The organism is Fuscovulum blasticum DSM 2131, from assembly GCF_003034965.1.
GTDB classification, from domain to species: domain Bacteria; phylum Pseudomonadota; class Alphaproteobacteria; order Rhodobacterales; family Rhodobacteraceae; genus Pseudogemmobacter; species Pseudogemmobacter blasticus.
Genome location: NZ_PZKE01000010.1, coordinates 63,185 through 75,792, shown reverse-complemented (window position 1 = coordinate 75,792; position 12,608 = coordinate 63,185). Strand labels below are relative to the sequence as shown.

14 protein-coding genes are annotated in these 12,608 nt (G+C 68.7%); 4 read left to right on the top strand and 10 right to left on the bottom strand.

Features of this window, described 5'->3' with window-relative positions; all coding sequences use genetic code 11:
- Positions 1-81: 81 nt before the first annotated feature.
- The 4 genes from C5F44_RS11630 to ubiA form a co-directional block, all read right to left on the bottom strand.
- Positions 82-660 carry a hypothetical protein gene (locus tag C5F44_RS11630; RefSeq protein WP_107673706.1) on the bottom strand — a complete coding sequence of 193 codons (579 nt, stop codon included), beginning with the start codon at positions 658-660 and terminating at the stop codon, positions 82-84.
- A 76-nt stretch (positions 661-736) separates the two neighbouring features.
- On the bottom strand, positions 737-1,069 hold the full coding sequence (locus C5F44_RS11625; RefSeq protein WP_107673705.1) for a hypothetical protein: 333 nt from the start codon (positions 1,067-1,069) through the stop codon (positions 737-739).
- A 15-nt stretch (positions 1,070-1,084) separates the two neighbouring features.
- Positions 1,085-3,085 carry an OmpA family protein gene (locus tag C5F44_RS11620; protein WP_235822616.1) on the bottom strand — a complete coding sequence of 667 codons (2,001 nt, stop codon included), beginning with the start codon at positions 3,083-3,085 and terminating at the stop codon, positions 1,085-1,087.
- A gap of 58 nt (positions 3,086-3,143) precedes the next feature.
- A complete protein-coding gene (gene ubiA, locus C5F44_RS11615; RefSeq protein WP_107673704.1) occupies positions 3,144-4,115 on the bottom strand; it encodes a 4-hydroxybenzoate octaprenyltransferase in 972 nt (323 codons plus the stop codon).
- A gap of 11 nt (positions 4,116-4,126) precedes the next feature.
- Here ubiA and C5F44_RS11610 point away from each other — a divergent pair, with 11 nt between their 5' ends.
- The 4 genes from C5F44_RS11610 (at position 4,127) to C5F44_RS11595 (ending at position 7,742) form a co-directional block, all read left to right on the top strand.
- Entirely contained in the window at positions 4,127-4,855 is a 729-nt protein-coding gene (locus C5F44_RS11610; RefSeq protein WP_107673703.1) for a 16S rRNA (uracil(1498)-N(3))-methyltransferase, read from the top strand.
- Complete coding sequence (locus C5F44_RS11605) at positions 4,852-5,718, top strand: GNAT family N-acetyltransferase (RefSeq protein WP_107673702.1); 867 nt, start codon at positions 4,852-4,854, stop codon at positions 5,716-5,718. Before C5F44_RS11610 ends, C5F44_RS11605 begins: the two co-directional genes overlap by 4 nt.
- A complete protein-coding gene (locus tag C5F44_RS11600) occupies positions 5,715-6,299 on the top strand; it encodes a hypothetical protein (protein ID WP_107673701.1) in 585 nt (194 codons plus the stop codon). Before C5F44_RS11605 ends, C5F44_RS11600 begins: the two co-directional genes overlap by 4 nt.
- A gap of 96 nt (positions 6,300-6,395) precedes the next feature.
- The gene (locus tag C5F44_RS11595; protein WP_107673700.1) at positions 6,396-7,742 is read left to right on the top strand and encodes a glutamate--cysteine ligase; all 1,347 of its coding nucleotides are present in this window, start codon (positions 6,396-6,398) and stop codon (positions 7,740-7,742) included.
- On the opposite strand, the gene C5F44_RS17840 is transcribed toward C5F44_RS11595, so the two are convergent.
- The 6 genes from C5F44_RS17840 to C5F44_RS11560 all read right to left on the bottom strand — a co-directional run bounded on the left by C5F44_RS17840 (position 7,739) and on the right by C5F44_RS11560 (position 12,537).
- A complete protein-coding gene (locus C5F44_RS17840) occupies positions 7,739-8,365 on the bottom strand; it encodes an NYN domain-containing protein (protein ID WP_146161939.1) in 627 nt (208 codons plus the stop codon). The genes C5F44_RS11595 and C5F44_RS17840 overlap by 4 nt on opposite strands.
- A gap of 6 nt (positions 8,366-8,371) precedes the next feature.
- Complete coding sequence (plsY, locus tag C5F44_RS11580) at positions 8,372-8,986, bottom strand: glycerol-3-phosphate 1-O-acyltransferase PlsY (protein WP_107673697.1); 615 nt, start codon at positions 8,984-8,986, stop codon at positions 8,372-8,374.
- A gap of 3 nt (positions 8,987-8,989) precedes the next feature.
- Complete coding sequence (gene pyrC, locus C5F44_RS11575) at positions 8,990-10,273, bottom strand: dihydroorotase (protein ID WP_107673696.1); 1,284 nt, start codon at positions 10,271-10,273, stop codon at positions 8,990-8,992.
- A gap of 74 nt (positions 10,274-10,347) precedes the next feature.
- Positions 10,348-10,929 carry an aspartate carbamoyltransferase catalytic subunit gene (locus tag C5F44_RS11570; RefSeq protein WP_107673695.1) on the bottom strand — a complete coding sequence of 194 codons (582 nt, stop codon included), beginning with the start codon at positions 10,927-10,929 and terminating at the stop codon, positions 10,348-10,350.
- A 35-nt stretch (positions 10,930-10,964) separates the two neighbouring features.
- Positions 10,965-11,408 (bottom strand): hypothetical protein, encoded by a 444-nt coding sequence (locus C5F44_RS11565; RefSeq protein WP_107673694.1) that lies wholly within the window; start codon positions 11,406-11,408, stop codon positions 10,965-10,967.
- A gap of 166 nt (positions 11,409-11,574) precedes the next feature.
- Positions 11,575-12,537: an aspartate carbamoyltransferase catalytic subunit gene (locus tag C5F44_RS11560; RefSeq protein WP_107673693.1), complete on the bottom strand. Its 963-nt coding sequence runs from the start codon at positions 12,535-12,537 to the stop codon at positions 11,575-11,577.
- Positions 12,538-12,608: the final 71 nt, after the last annotated feature.

The following is a 12,608-nucleotide window of genomic DNA, read 5'->3' as shown; positions in this document are numbered from 1 at the left end:
CCGGCCCCCGCTTGTCCAGTTCGGGGCCGGGTTTAGGTCCAGTGCGATGGCAAACTTGGCGCCGGCTGGCCGGATGCGGCGCTATTTGCCATAGGCGGCAAGGGCGGCGTGGTCGATCCGGGCCAGAACAGGCTCCATCACCGCGACGGGGGCGCCGGAGGCCTGCACGATCAGCCGGTCATCGACCAGTGTCATCAGGCTGCGTTCGTCCTGCGCCAGATAGCTGGCCCCGCCGATGGGTTTCGCGCCGCCCATCATGGTGACCAGCATTTCGTTGGCGAACATCTCTTTCACCGAGGTGACCATCGGATTGTCGGCCAGGATTACCAGCGTGAAGGTCACGCCTTCGGGGGTGGTGTAGGTGGCCTCGATCCCCGACCCGCCGCCGACCACGATCATGCTGGCGGTCATGTCGGTGTTTTCGGTCCGGGTCCAGCCGTCCGGGGCAGGGGGCAGCAAGGCCAGAAGTTCGGCCGATTGCAGGGCGGACAGGGCGGCGCTGGCTTCGGCGATGCCATGCGAGGTGGCGGTCAGGTCACCCGCCGCATAGGCGGCCTGCGCGGCATCCAGCGCGTCCGACACGGCGTCGGCCCGGGCCGTGGCGGCACATGACAGGGTTGCGGCGACCAGCGCGGCGGCGGAAAGGCGGGGGCGGGCCATGGGCAATGTCCTTGTCGGCAAATCTGTCGGCAAATCGCGCGAAAGGCTACGCCCGGGCCGGGGCAAAGGCCAGATGTCAGCCGTTCGCGTGCATCCGTTCGATATAGGCGCGCATCTCCTCGGCCTCTTGGCGTGCGTCGCGCAGGCCATCCATCGCGGCGCGCAATTCGGCTTCGGTCTGCGAGATCTGGTTCAGCAATTCGCCCTCGCGCTGTTCCAGATAGATCACCGCCTGATCGCGCACCTCTTCCGCCTCGTGCAGGGACTGGGCCAGACGGTCCATCTCGGCCAGATCGGTGCCGCCCGACTGGCGCGAGAAGCGGTGCAGAATCCAATGGGCGAACCACCCCATCGCAAAGGAAAGCAGCAGGGTGATGGCGGTCGCGATGACGAATGTGGTGCGGTCCATGGGTCTTCCTTGGCCTCAGCCATTCCGCGCGGGGCGCGGTTTCGGTCGGATGGTCTTTTCGGTGGGCGCCACAGAGGGGCTGGTGTCGTTCGAGAAGTCAGGGCCGCCGGCCGCCGCTTCCGGGGCGGGCGCTTCGCCGGCTTCGGCCGGGGCGCTGGCGTTGCCGGCGGGTGCGGCGGCGCCGGGTTCCTTGAGCACGAATTCGATGCGGCGGTTGGCTTCGCGCCCCTCTTCGGTGCCGTTGTCGGCGATGGGGGTGGATTCGCCATACCCCATGGCGACCATGCCGGACACGTCGATCCGGCGGCCTTGCAGGGCGATCAGCACCGCCTCGGCCCGGGCCTGGCTGAGCGCCTGGTTGCCGCTTTCCGATCCTTGCGAATCGGTATGGCCGGCAATCTCCATGCGGATGCCGGGGCAATCCTTCAGGATGGCGGCCAGCGCGTCGATCACCGGCCCGGCTTCCGAGGCGATTTCGGCAGAGCCGGGGGTGAAGGCGATCTTGCGGCTGGCCATGACCGCGCCAAGCCGGTCTGCACATTCCTGCGGGGTGGGCAGGGCGGCCAGCGGGTCCAGCGCCTCGTCATAGCGCACGTCAACCCGGAAGGTCTGGCCCTGACCCAGCCGCGAGGACAGGATCTGCGTGATCCGCGCCCGCGACCCCTGCGATCCGGTAATGCCCTTCACCTCGACCAGATCGGCGCGGACCAGCAGGCTGCCTTCGTGCAGTTCCGCCAGCGCCTCGATCCCGGCCAGCACGCGGACGGGCCAGCCGTTGGGAAGTTCGGGGTCAAGCCGGGTGGCGACATAGACCCTGGACGCGCCGAATTCGGCTTTTGCGAAGGCATCGACGGCGGCCTGCTGCGCCTCGTCCACCAGACGGCCGCGCAGTTCCACCTTGCCTTCGCCCGACAGTTTCGCGGTGAATTCGGCCGGGCCAAGGGTGGCGGCATCGGCCTTGGGCGGGGTGGCCTCCAGCGAGAACACATCGGGCAGGGCGGCGCTGAGATCGCCGACCACACGGTCGAAATCGGCCTGCGAGACGCCTTCGCCCGCGACAAGGGTGATGTCGGCATCCGAAAAGGTCAGCGTGGCCGAACCAAGGGCGGCCACGGCTCGGATGCCGGCGGCGGCGGCCTCGCCCCAGCGGGGCGAGGGCACGCCAAGCCCGATGACACAGGTGGCGCCGTCAGGCAGGCCGGCTTCGCGGGCGGCGGCCATGATCTGGAGGCGCGCGCGGTCGGTATCGGCCGAGCAGGCATCGAACCGGGCGCCGTTGGCATCCTTGAGGAAGCGCAGGGTGAAGGGCGTGATCACCGGGCGCGGGGCCGAGATGTCGGTGACCAGACGCACACCTTCGGGTTTGCGGGCGGCAAGCAGGGTTTCAAAGCGGCGCTTTTCATCGGCGCTGGCGGCAATGGCCGTCACCTCGACCAGTTCGGCCGAGACCGAGATCTTGGACCGCTTGAGCATCTGCAACGCCTGCAGGCCGAAATCCAGCGCGGCATCCCAGGTTTCGGGGGGCGGGTAGGCGGCGGCTTGCAGCATGTTGGCGGGTTCGCTGCCCGGCGTCAGTTCGGCGGCGGCGATGGCCAGCTCTTCCGCGGTCAGGCCCTTGTCGGCGGGCACTTCGGGCATCAGGCCGATCAACTGGATGCCGTCGTCATTGCGCAGCATCTCGACCGAGAAGCGGGGCGCTTCCAGGGCGCTGGCGGGGGCCACGTCCAGCCCGTCGCGGATGCGCGAGCTGTCGATCAGGCTGCCGACCAGGTTCAGCGCCGAGAAGCGCGCGGCCTCATTCGGGGCGGTGCCGGAAAGCAGCACCTGCAAGCCGTTGGTTTCGACGCTGGCCCAGCCCATTCCGGCGGCGGCCAGCCGTTCCGAGATCACGGTTTCAGAGCGCCGCTCGATCACCAGCGCGGCGCCGAAGGCCACGCAAAGCATCAGGACACCGGCCGCTGCAAAGGTCAGCGCGGCAAGGACGGTCGGGGAAAGGCGCAGCAGACGCTTGGGCAAGGGACGGACTCGGCAGCGGCAACCCCCGCTTCCTAGGGGTTTGTCGGTCCGGGTTCAATCAGACCAGCGCCGCGACGGCAAGAAACAGCACAGCGATCAGACCGGCATCGCGATTGGCCAGAAAGGCGGCGCGGCAACTGGCCGGATCGTCAAGGTCCAGCCGGCGCATCTGCCAGACCATGTGCAGGCCGAAGCCCCAGACGCCCGCCAGCGCGATCATCATCGGCAGCAGCCCGCGCGAGGGCAGGATGGTGAGGATCACCGCCGCAGCCATCAGCAGCACGGCCAGCACCAGGAACCCCGCCAGCCAGGCGCCGCTGTTGTCGCCGAACAGGCGCGCGGTGGATTTGACGCCGATCAGCGCGTCATCTTCCTTGTCCTGATGGGCGTAGATCGTGTCGTAATACAGCGTCCAGGCAATGCCCGAGGCGTAAAGCAGCACCGCGGCAAAGGGCACGCTGCCGGAATGGGCGGCCCAGATCAGCACCGCCCCCCAGTTGAAGGCCAGCCCCAGAAAGACCTGCGGCCACCAGGTGAACCGCTTGGCGAAAGGATAGATCGCGACCAGCGCCAGCGAGGCGATGCCAAGGCCCACCGACAGCCAGTTGTAGCTGAACAGGATCAGCGCCGAGACCAGCGCCTGCACCACCATCCAGATCAGGGCCTGCCCCACCGAGACCTGCCCCGAGGGGATGGGGCGGCTTTTGGTGCGGGCCACGGCGGCATCAATGTCGCGGTCGGTGATGTCGTTCCAGGTGCAGCCCGCCCCGCGCATCAGAAAGGCGCCAAGGCCTGACGACAGAATCAGCCAGATGTCCCACAGGCGGAAGCCATCGGCATTGGCGGCCAGCGCAACCGCCCAGAGGCAGGGGATATAGAGAAGCCAGGTGCCGATGGGCCGGTCGGCGCGCGACAGGCGCAGATAGGGGCGCAGCGGTTCGGGCGCCCAGACATCGACCCAGTTGTCGGGGGGGGCGTCGGCCACCGCGCCCAAGGGCGCGGCCTCTGGCGTTCTGGGCGGTTCAAACATAGGGTCGCCTCATGACAGGGCCGAAGATCAGGGTGTTTGTAGATCAGCCGCTTGGGCCGGGGCAAGCCGTTGCCCTGGATGAAGCCCGGGCAAACTATCTGTTTGCCGTCATGCGGCTGGGGGCGGGCGATGCGGTGCATCTGTTCAACGGCCAGGATGGCGAATGGCGGGCCGAGGTGGCCGAGGCCGGTCGCCGGCGCGGCATTGCCGTCTGTGCGGACCAGACCGCACCGCAGGGGGTGCCGTCCGACCTGTGGCTGCTGTTCAGCCCGGTGAAGAAGGACCGCACCAATTTCATCGTGGAAAAGGCGGTGGAACTGGGCGCGGCCCGGCTGATGCCGGTTTCAACACGGCACATGAATTCGGAACGGCTGCGCACCGACAAGCAGCAGGCCCATGCGGTTGAGGCGGCGGAACAATGCGGCGCGACCTGGGTGCCAGTGGTGGAAGACTTGCAACCGCTGGACCGGCTGCTGGCGGGTTGGCCTGAGGGGCGGCGGCTTTATTGGGCCGATGAGGCCCGCGCCGGGGCGGGCGGCGGCTGGGAGGCCGGATCGCCGGGTGAACCGTCGGCCATACTGATTGGCCCGGAAGGCGGCTTTTCCGACGATGAACGCGCCCGGCTGGCGGCGCGACCCTTCGTCACGCCGGTCAGCCTGGGCCCGCGCATCCTGCGCGCCGAAACGGCGGCGCTGGCGGCGCTGACGCTGTGGCAGGCCCGATTCGGGGACTGGCGGTGATCCGTCTGGCCGTGCCGGGCGAGGAGGCGGAGCTGGACGCCTTTCTGGCGGGCCACAGCGCAACCTCGATGTTCCTGCGCAACAATCTGGCGGCGCATGGCCTGTCGGGGCCGCCGAATCCGTTTCGCACAACCTATTGGCGCTGGCCGGAAACCGGGCCGATCCGGGCCGTTCTGGGCCATGCGGCGAACGGGATGCTGCTGCCGCAGGCGACCGGGGCGCCCGAGGCGATTGCCGATTTTGCCCTGGCGCTGCGCGGGCGCACAATTGTGGGCGCGGCGGGGGAGGCAGGGCAGACCGACCGGCTGCTAAGGGCGCTGCGCCTGCCGATGGCGGCGGTCCGGCGGGTGAACCATGAACCGCTGTTCCGGCTGGATCTGGCCCGTTTGCCGCCCGCGCCGGTCGATGCCGCGTCGCTGCGTCGCCCCCTGCCGGGGGACGCGACCCTTCTCAGCGGATGGTTTGACGCGTATCTCAGGGAAACCGGGCTTGCTTCGGGCGAACCGGGGCCGACGGCGGCCCTGGTGGCCGACCGGGTTCGGGACGCGATCGCCGGCCCGGACACGCGGCTTCTGGTCGGCCCCGAGGGGCCGCTGGCCATGGCGGCGCTGAATGCGCGAGTGGCGCGGATGGTGCAGGTCGGCGGCGTGTTCGTGCCGCCTCCGCTGCGCGGTCGCGGCCTGGGGCGCGAGGTGACCCGTGCCCTGCTGGCCGAGATGCGCGCGGAAGGGATGAGTGAGGCGGTTCTGTTCGCCAACAATGAAGCTGCGGCGCGCGCCTACCGGGCGATCGGCTTTGCCCAGATCGGCTGGTATCGCATCGCCTTTTTGCGCGGCCCTTTCCGGGTCGGGGAGACGACATGAGCCTGATCCGTCCTGAAGTCACAAGCCTGATGCGCCGCTGGGTCGATCCGGCCGCCGGCCTTGCCACGGTTGCCGTGGGGGTGTGGACCATCGCCAAGGGCGGCTGGCTGCCGCTGTTCGCCGGGCTGGCCTTCGTGGGCCTTGGCGCCGGCTGGGCCATTCTTGGCCTGCGCCGCGCGCGGTTCGACATCGACCCCGGCGCGCCCGGTCTGGTTGAGGTGACCGAGGCGCGGGTGCGCTACCTGCACCCCAAGCTGGGCGGTGAAATCAGCCTGGACGATCTGGCCGAACTGCGGCTGACAAAATTCCGGGGCCGCCAGATGTGGCGGCTGAACGAAACCAACGGCCGCGCCCTGCTGATTCCGCTGGATGCCGCCGGGGCGCCGGCGCTGTTCGACACGTTTTCCGCGCTGCCGGGCCTGTCGTCAGCCGCGCTGGTGGCCGCGCTGCAAGGCAAGGCGCCCGAGCCCGAGGAAGACCTGTCGCGCCTGCCCACGCTGGCGCTGGATGAAACGCGGGTCTGGAGGCGGCCCGTCAGCAACGTCATCAGCTTTCGTGATGAGGGTGCTGGCCGGGCTTGACAGGCCGGGCGCGCCGCTCCACCTCTTGCCCTCCCGAGACGCACTCTCCCCAAGGGTGCGGACCATGACCCTGCAAGAAAACCGGAGCCAGCCCTCATGTCGATTCCCCAGTCCGGCGGCGGACCGATCGAGAGCTTTGACCAGCTTGCCGGCTTCCTTGAGGCCGGCTGCAAGCCCAAGGCCGACTGGCGCATCGGCACCGAGCATGAAAAGTTCGGCTGGCTGACCGACAGCCGCACCCCACTGCCCTATGCCGGCGACCGCTCGATCTCGGCCCTGTTCAAGGGGCTTGAGGCGCGGTTCGGCTGGACCCCGGTGCGGGAAGGCGAGAACACCATCGGGCTGACGCGGAACGGTGCCAACATCAGCCTGGAACCGGGCGGGCAGTTCGAACTGTCGGGCGCGCCGCTGACCGGCATCCATGAGGTTGCCGCCGAACTGGGCAACCATCTGGCGGAGGTGGAGGCCATCGCCAGCCCGCTGGGCATCCGCTTCCTGTCGCTGGGGGCCGCGCCGGAATGGCGGCATGACCAGATGCCGGTGATGCCGAAAGGGCGTTACCGCCTGATGACCGATTACATGGGGCGCGTGGGCACCCATGGCACGCAGATGATGTATCGCACCTCGACCGTGCAGGTGAACCTGGACTTCGGGTCCGAGGCCGACATGGTGCAGAAGTTGCGGGTGGCGCTGGCCTTGCAGCCGGTGGCGACCGCGCTGTTTGCCAGTTCGCCGTTCTTCGACGGGGCGGCGAACGGCCACCGCAGTTGGCGCAGCCGGATCTGGCGCGATCTGGATGCCAGCCGCACCGGGATGCTGCCCTTTGCCTTTGAGCCGGGCATGGGCTTCCAGCGCTATGTCGACTGGGTGCTGGATGTGCCGATGTATTTCGTCTACCGCGACGGCAAATACATCAACGCGCTTGGCCAGTCATTCCGCGATTTCCTGAAGGGGCAACTGCCGGCGCTGCCCGGCGAAAAGCCCACGCTGAGCGATTGGGCCGACCACCTGACCACGGTTTTCCCCGAAGCGCGCGTGAAGCGCTATATCGAGATGCGCGGCGCCGATGCCGGTGACCGGCCGCATCTGGTGGCCTTGCCAGCGTTCTGGACCGGGCTGATGTATGACCAGACGGCGCTGGATTCCGCGTGGGATCTGGTCAAGGGGCTGGATGCCGAAACCCGGCAGGGCCTGCGCGTTGCGGCCTCGGTCTCGGCCCTGCGGGGCGAGGCGGGGGGCGTGCGGCTGATGGATCTGGCGCGGTCGGCTGTGGCCCTGTCCCATGCGGGGCTTGCCGCACGCGGCCTTGGCGAGGAGCGATTCCTGGCGCCGCTGGTCGAAAGCCTGAAGACCGGCGATGTGCAGGCCGACCGCTGGCTTGCCGCCTATGACGGCGAATGGGCCGGGTCGCTGACCCCGGTTTATGAAGCGGCCAGCCTTTAGGCTTCGGGCAGGGTCAGGTTGACCTTGCCATCCTGCCAGCCGCCCCGGATCAGGCGGCCGGGGGCGGAAAGGGCGGGATAGTCGGCAATCCGGTCGCGGAAGCGGTCATTGCTGACCACGATCGCGTCGGATTTGCTTGCGAAATCCAGCAGGAAGGGATCGGCCTGCTGTCCCTTGGGCACGACGAACACGTCCGTCGCCGGAAGGCCAAGCAGATAGGCCAGTTGCGCATCGTCCTGATAGCGATCGGTCAGCTTGTAGCCCGCATTGGCATCAAAGATCACCCCGGTCCGGTAGCCCCGCGCCTGCAGGATGTCGACGGTGGCGATGACGGGGCCAAGATCGGGTGTGTTGTCGCGCCAGTGCATCACGTTCGACCCGTCGACCACGGCATAGGGGCGGTTTTCCGGGGTACGCTTGCGCCGGACATGTGGCTTGGGCCGGACGGGCGGGCGTTTGTATTCCGGAAGCGGCTGACGTCGGACAGATGGCCTGCCCTGCGCGGGAGGTTTGCGTTGTGCGGGGGGCTTGCGCCCGGTGAACTGCCGCAGAAGGAGATAGACGAACAGCAGGACCAGCGCCAGGAGCGTGAGGATCAGCCCGTCTGACGGTTCCCACGGCACCCGGCGTCAGCCCTTCTTCTGGCCGATCTTCGGTTCGGTTCCGGCCTTGATCCGGGCCAGGTTGGCGGCGTGGCGGATGTAGATCAGGATCGTCAGGACGATCACCAGAATCAGCATCTGCCCCTGCCCGAAGGCCCACAGCCAGAGCGGGGTGACCGCCGCCGAGATCAGCGCCGCGGCCGAGGAGATGCGGGTCAGCGCCGCGCCGACCAGCCAGGTGGCGCAGGCGGCCAGACCTACCGGCCAGGCCAGTGCGATCAGCGTGCCCAGGAAGGTGGCGACGCCCTTGCCGCCGCGAAAGCCCAGCCAGACCGGGTAAAGATGCCCGACAAAGGCCGCCAGTGCGGCGGTCTGCGCCGCGTCTTCGGCCCCAACCAAGGCGCGGGCCAGCAGCACCGCCACCGCGCCCTTGGCCCCGTCCAGCACCAGCGTTGCCGCCGCCGCCGCCTTGTTGCCGGTGCGCAGCACGTTGGTGGCCCCGATGTTGCCAGAGCCGATCTTGCGCAGATCACCCAGGCCCATGGCGCGCGTGATCACCACGCCGAAGGGCACCGAGCCCAGGAGATAGGCCAGCAGGGCGGTCACGCCCAACAGGCCCCAGGATGTGACAAGTTCCGGCATGGCTTACCCCTCGGCCCGGAAGACTTCGACCCCGCCGACCCAGGTGGCCAGCACCCGCCCCTCCATCCGCGCGCCGTCGAAGGGGGTGTTCTTGGACTTTGACCGCAGGCGGAAGCGGTCCATCAGGAAGGGGGCGTCCGGGTCGAACAGCACCAGATCGGCCGGGGCGCCTTCGGCCAGCCGGCCCTGCGGCAGGCCCAGCCGGCGCGCGGGGTTCAGCGCCATGGCGCGGAACAGTTGCGGCAGCGACAGGTGGCCGCCGTGATAAAGCCGCATCGCGGCGGGCAGCAGGGTTTCCAGCGCCACCGCGCCGGGAGCTGCCTCTTCAAAGGGCAGGCGCTTCGATTCTTCATCCGCCGGGGTGTGGAAGCTGGCGATCACGTCGATCAGCCCTTCGGCCAGCGCGGCGATCACCGCCTGGCGGTCGTCTTCCGACCGCAAGGGGGGGGTCAGCTTGAAGAAGGTGCGGTAGTCGCCGACATCCAGTTCGTTCAGCGTCAGGTGATGGATCGAGGTGCCGGCCGTCACGTCCAGCCCGGCCTCGCGCGCGCGCCGCAGCGCGGGCAGGGAACGGGCGGTGGTGATCTGGTCGGCGTGGTAGCGCGCGCCCGTCATCTCGACCAGCGCAAGGTCACGCTCCAGCCCCATGCGTTCGGCCATGGGCGACACCGCCGGCAGGCCGCGCAGGCTGGCGAACTTGCCGCTGGTGGTGGCGGCGCCAGCGGACAGGCCCGGGTCTTGCGGGTGGCCCACGATCAGCGCGCCCAGGCTGCGGGCATAGGTCAGCGCCCGGCCAAGCGCCTTGCTGTCGGACGAGACCGAGAAGACATCGGTGAAGGCCACGGCGCCGGCATCCAGAAGGAAGCCGATCTCGGTCATCTCATGGCCTTCGCGGCCCTTGGTCAGCGCGGCCATGTGGCGGATGCGGACGGGGCTGGCCTCGGCCGCGCGGCGGGTGACGAATTCCAGCGTTTCCGGCGTGTCGATGGCGGGCAGTGTGTCGGGGCGGGCGATGATCGTGGTCACGCCCCCGGCGGCGGCGGCCAGCCCGGCCGAGCGGAAACTTTCGCGGTGGCGTTCGCCGGGTTCCCCGATCTTGACGCCCCAGTCAACGATGCCGGGCGCCAGGCATTTGCCGCCGCAGTCGATGACGGTCGCGCCTTTCGGCGGCTTCTTTCCGGTCCAGGGGCCGGCGATGCTGCCGTCTTCGGCCACCAGAAGGCTGCCTTGGGTTTCGGTCAGCGCCTCGGGGTCGATGAGGCGTGCGTCGGTGAAAAGGATGGTCATGGCGCCCTTTGCCTTGCCGCAGGGGTGCGGGGTTCATAACGCGGTGGGCGGGCCGCTGTCCATTGCCCGCGGGGTCAGCCCTTTGCCGCAGCCACCCCGGCCTGATCGCGCAGGTTGGCCAGCATCAGGCCATAGACCATACGCGCGTCGGAAATCTGTTCGAACCCGATCCGCTGCTGCCCGACCGGGACCAGATCATAGCTGCGCGCCGATCCTGTGCCGCGCCAGCCGCGACGGGCATCAGCCTGCGATGTGGCGAACCAGACGCTGCCCGGATCGCCGTCTTCCAGCGTGGGGCGGAAGCCGGGGCCCAGCGGGTAACGGTCCAGCTTGCGCGCGCCGGTGCCGCGTGTGGCCACAAAGGCGGCGCGGTCGGTCAGCGTGTAGAAGGTGGCGCGGCGGCGGCGGGCATCGCGCAGCGGGCCGCCGATGGCCATGTTGAGCCCGACCGCCAGAAACGGCAGGCCGAACAGCGCCATGAATACGCCCGAGGTGCTTGCGGCCTGCACCATCCAGAACACCGCGAAACCGGCGAAGACCAGCCCGAAGGGCGTGCGCTTGTCCAGCAGATCCTGCCAGCGCAGCCCCGCGGCGGGCTGGCCTTGCCAGAGGATACGCTCTCCGGGTTCCAGAATCCCCTCCCACCCGTCGGGCACGGGCAGGGGCGGGGGTTGGGGTTCGTCTTGCGCCGTCACGATCTGGCCCGGGCGATGCGGTCGGCCACCGCGTCGGGGTCTGCCAGATACTTGATCAGATGCTTGTCGCCCGACCGGGTGATCACCTGCACCGCGCCCAGGATCGGCCGCACCGTCTGGATCGAGGACAGGGGCAGGATACGCCCGCCGGGGCCGATCAGCCGGGTCTTCGTCAGGCGCCAGCGGTCGGACAGCGCCTCGGACGCCAGATAGGCCGCCCGCGCGCCGATGGCGAGGATGGCCCCCAGCGGGCCGGCCACCGGATAGGGGTTGCCCTGCCACATCAGCAACAGCCCTGCCGCCACCCCCAGCACCGCCGCCAGAACCAGATGCTGGCGCCAATAGGTGGTGCGGTCGGCCCGGAACTCTTCAAGCACCGTCTCGTCGGCGCCAAGATCGGCCTCGCGGGCCACGATGCTGTCAGGTTCGATCCGGGCCATCGGCTATCCCATCATCACGAAAATCGCGGTGAAGACCGCAAGGAAGACCAGCACGGCCATGGCCACCATGCCGCTGGCGCGGGCGTCGGGTTTCGCAGGCTTGCGGCCGGGATCATCGCTCATTGCGGTATGCCCCTGGCCAAGCGGGGCGTCGCGCCTGCCCGGATCATACCAGCGTCTCCACGATCCGCCGCCCGCGTTCGGCGCGCAGGTTGCGCGCCAGCAGGTCCATGCAGGCCATCCGCACGGCGACGCCCATTTCCACCTGGTCCTGAATGACGCTGTGGTTGATGTCGTCGGCCAGCTCGCCGTCGATCTCGACCCCGCGGTTCATGGGGCCGGGGTGCATGACAATGGCATCCGGCTTGGCATGGCTGAGCTTTTCCGCGTCCAGCCCGAAGCGGTGGTAGTATTCCCGCATCGAAGGGATGAAGCCGCCGTCCATCCGTTCCTTCTGCAAGCGCAGCATCATCACCACATCGGCGCCCTTCAGCCCTTCGCGCATGTCGTCGAAGACCTCGGCCCCCAGTTCGGCAAAGCCCGGGGGCATCAGCGTGGGCGGCCCGATCAGGCGCAGGTTGTTGCCCATCTTGCCCAGCAGGATCAGGTTCGAGCGGGCCACCCGGCTGTGGGCCACGTCGCCGCAGATCGCGATGGTCAGGCGTTCGACCCGGCCTTTCGAGCGGCGGATGGTCAGCGCATCCAGCAGGGCCTGCGTCGGATGTTCGTGCCGGCCATCGCCCGCGTTCAGGACGGCGCAATCCACCTTCTGCGCCAGCAGGTTCACCGCGCCCGAGGCCGCGTGCCGCACCACCAGCAGGTCGGGGTGCATGGCGTTCAGCGTCAGCGCGGTGTCGATCAGGGTTTCCCCCTTCTTCACCGACGAATTGGCCACGGCCATGTTCATCACATCGGCCCCCAGCCGCTTGCCGGCCAGTTCGAAGCTGGATTGGGTTCGGGTGGAATTCTCGAAGAACAGGTTGATCTGCGTCATGCCTGCCAGCACGTCGGACTGTTTCACCGTGCGGCGGTTCAGGTCGACATAGCGTTCGGCCAGATCAAGGACGGTGGTGATTTCCAGCGGGGCAAGCTGTTCGATGCCAAGCAGATGGCGGGCACGGAAGGCCATGGGCGTTTCCCTTCGGTTTGTCCGCTTATGACAAAGCGGGGGCGGGGGGGCAAGCGTCAGGGAAGCGCAAC

What these genes read in the sequence shown, in the direction of transcription:
- C5F44_RS11625 (WP_107673705.1), bottom strand. Translation starts at nt 1,069, where the DNA reads ATGGACCGCACCACATTCGTCATCGCGACCGCCATCACCCTGCTGCTT.
- C5F44_RS11610 (WP_107673703.1), top strand. Translation starts at nt 4,127, where the DNA reads ATGACAGGGCCGAAGATCAGGGTGTTTGTAGATCAGCCGCTTGGGCCG.
- C5F44_RS11595 (WP_107673700.1), top strand. Translation starts at nt 6,396, where the DNA reads ATGTCGATTCCCCAGTCCGGCGGCGGACCGATCGAGAGCTTTGACCAG.
- C5F44_RS11560 (WP_107673693.1), bottom strand. Translation starts at nt 12,537, where the DNA reads ATGGCCTTCCGTGCCCGCCATCTGCTTGGCATCGAACAGCTTGCCCCG.
- plsY (WP_107673697.1), bottom strand. Translation starts at nt 8,986, where the DNA reads ATGCCGGAACTTGTCACATCCTGGGGCCTGTTGGGCGTGACCGCCCTG.
- pyrC (WP_107673696.1), bottom strand. Translation starts at nt 10,273, where the DNA reads ATGACCATCCTTTTCACCGACGCACGCCTCATCGACCCCGAGGCGCTG.
- ubiA (WP_107673704.1), bottom strand. Translation starts at nt 4,115, where the DNA reads ATGTTTGAACCGCCCAGAACGCCAGAGGCCGCGCCCTTGGGCGCGGTG.
- C5F44_RS11565 (WP_107673694.1), bottom strand. Translation starts at nt 11,408, where the DNA reads ATGGCCCGGATCGAACCTGACAGCATCGTGGCCCGCGAGGCCGATCTT.
- C5F44_RS11600 (WP_107673701.1), top strand. Translation starts at nt 5,715, where the DNA reads ATGAGCCTGATCCGTCCTGAAGTCACAAGCCTGATGCGCCGCTGGGTC.
- C5F44_RS11630 (WP_107673706.1), bottom strand. Translation starts at nt 660, where the DNA reads ATGGCCCGCCCCCGCCTTTCCGCCGCCGCGCTGGTCGCCGCAACCCTG.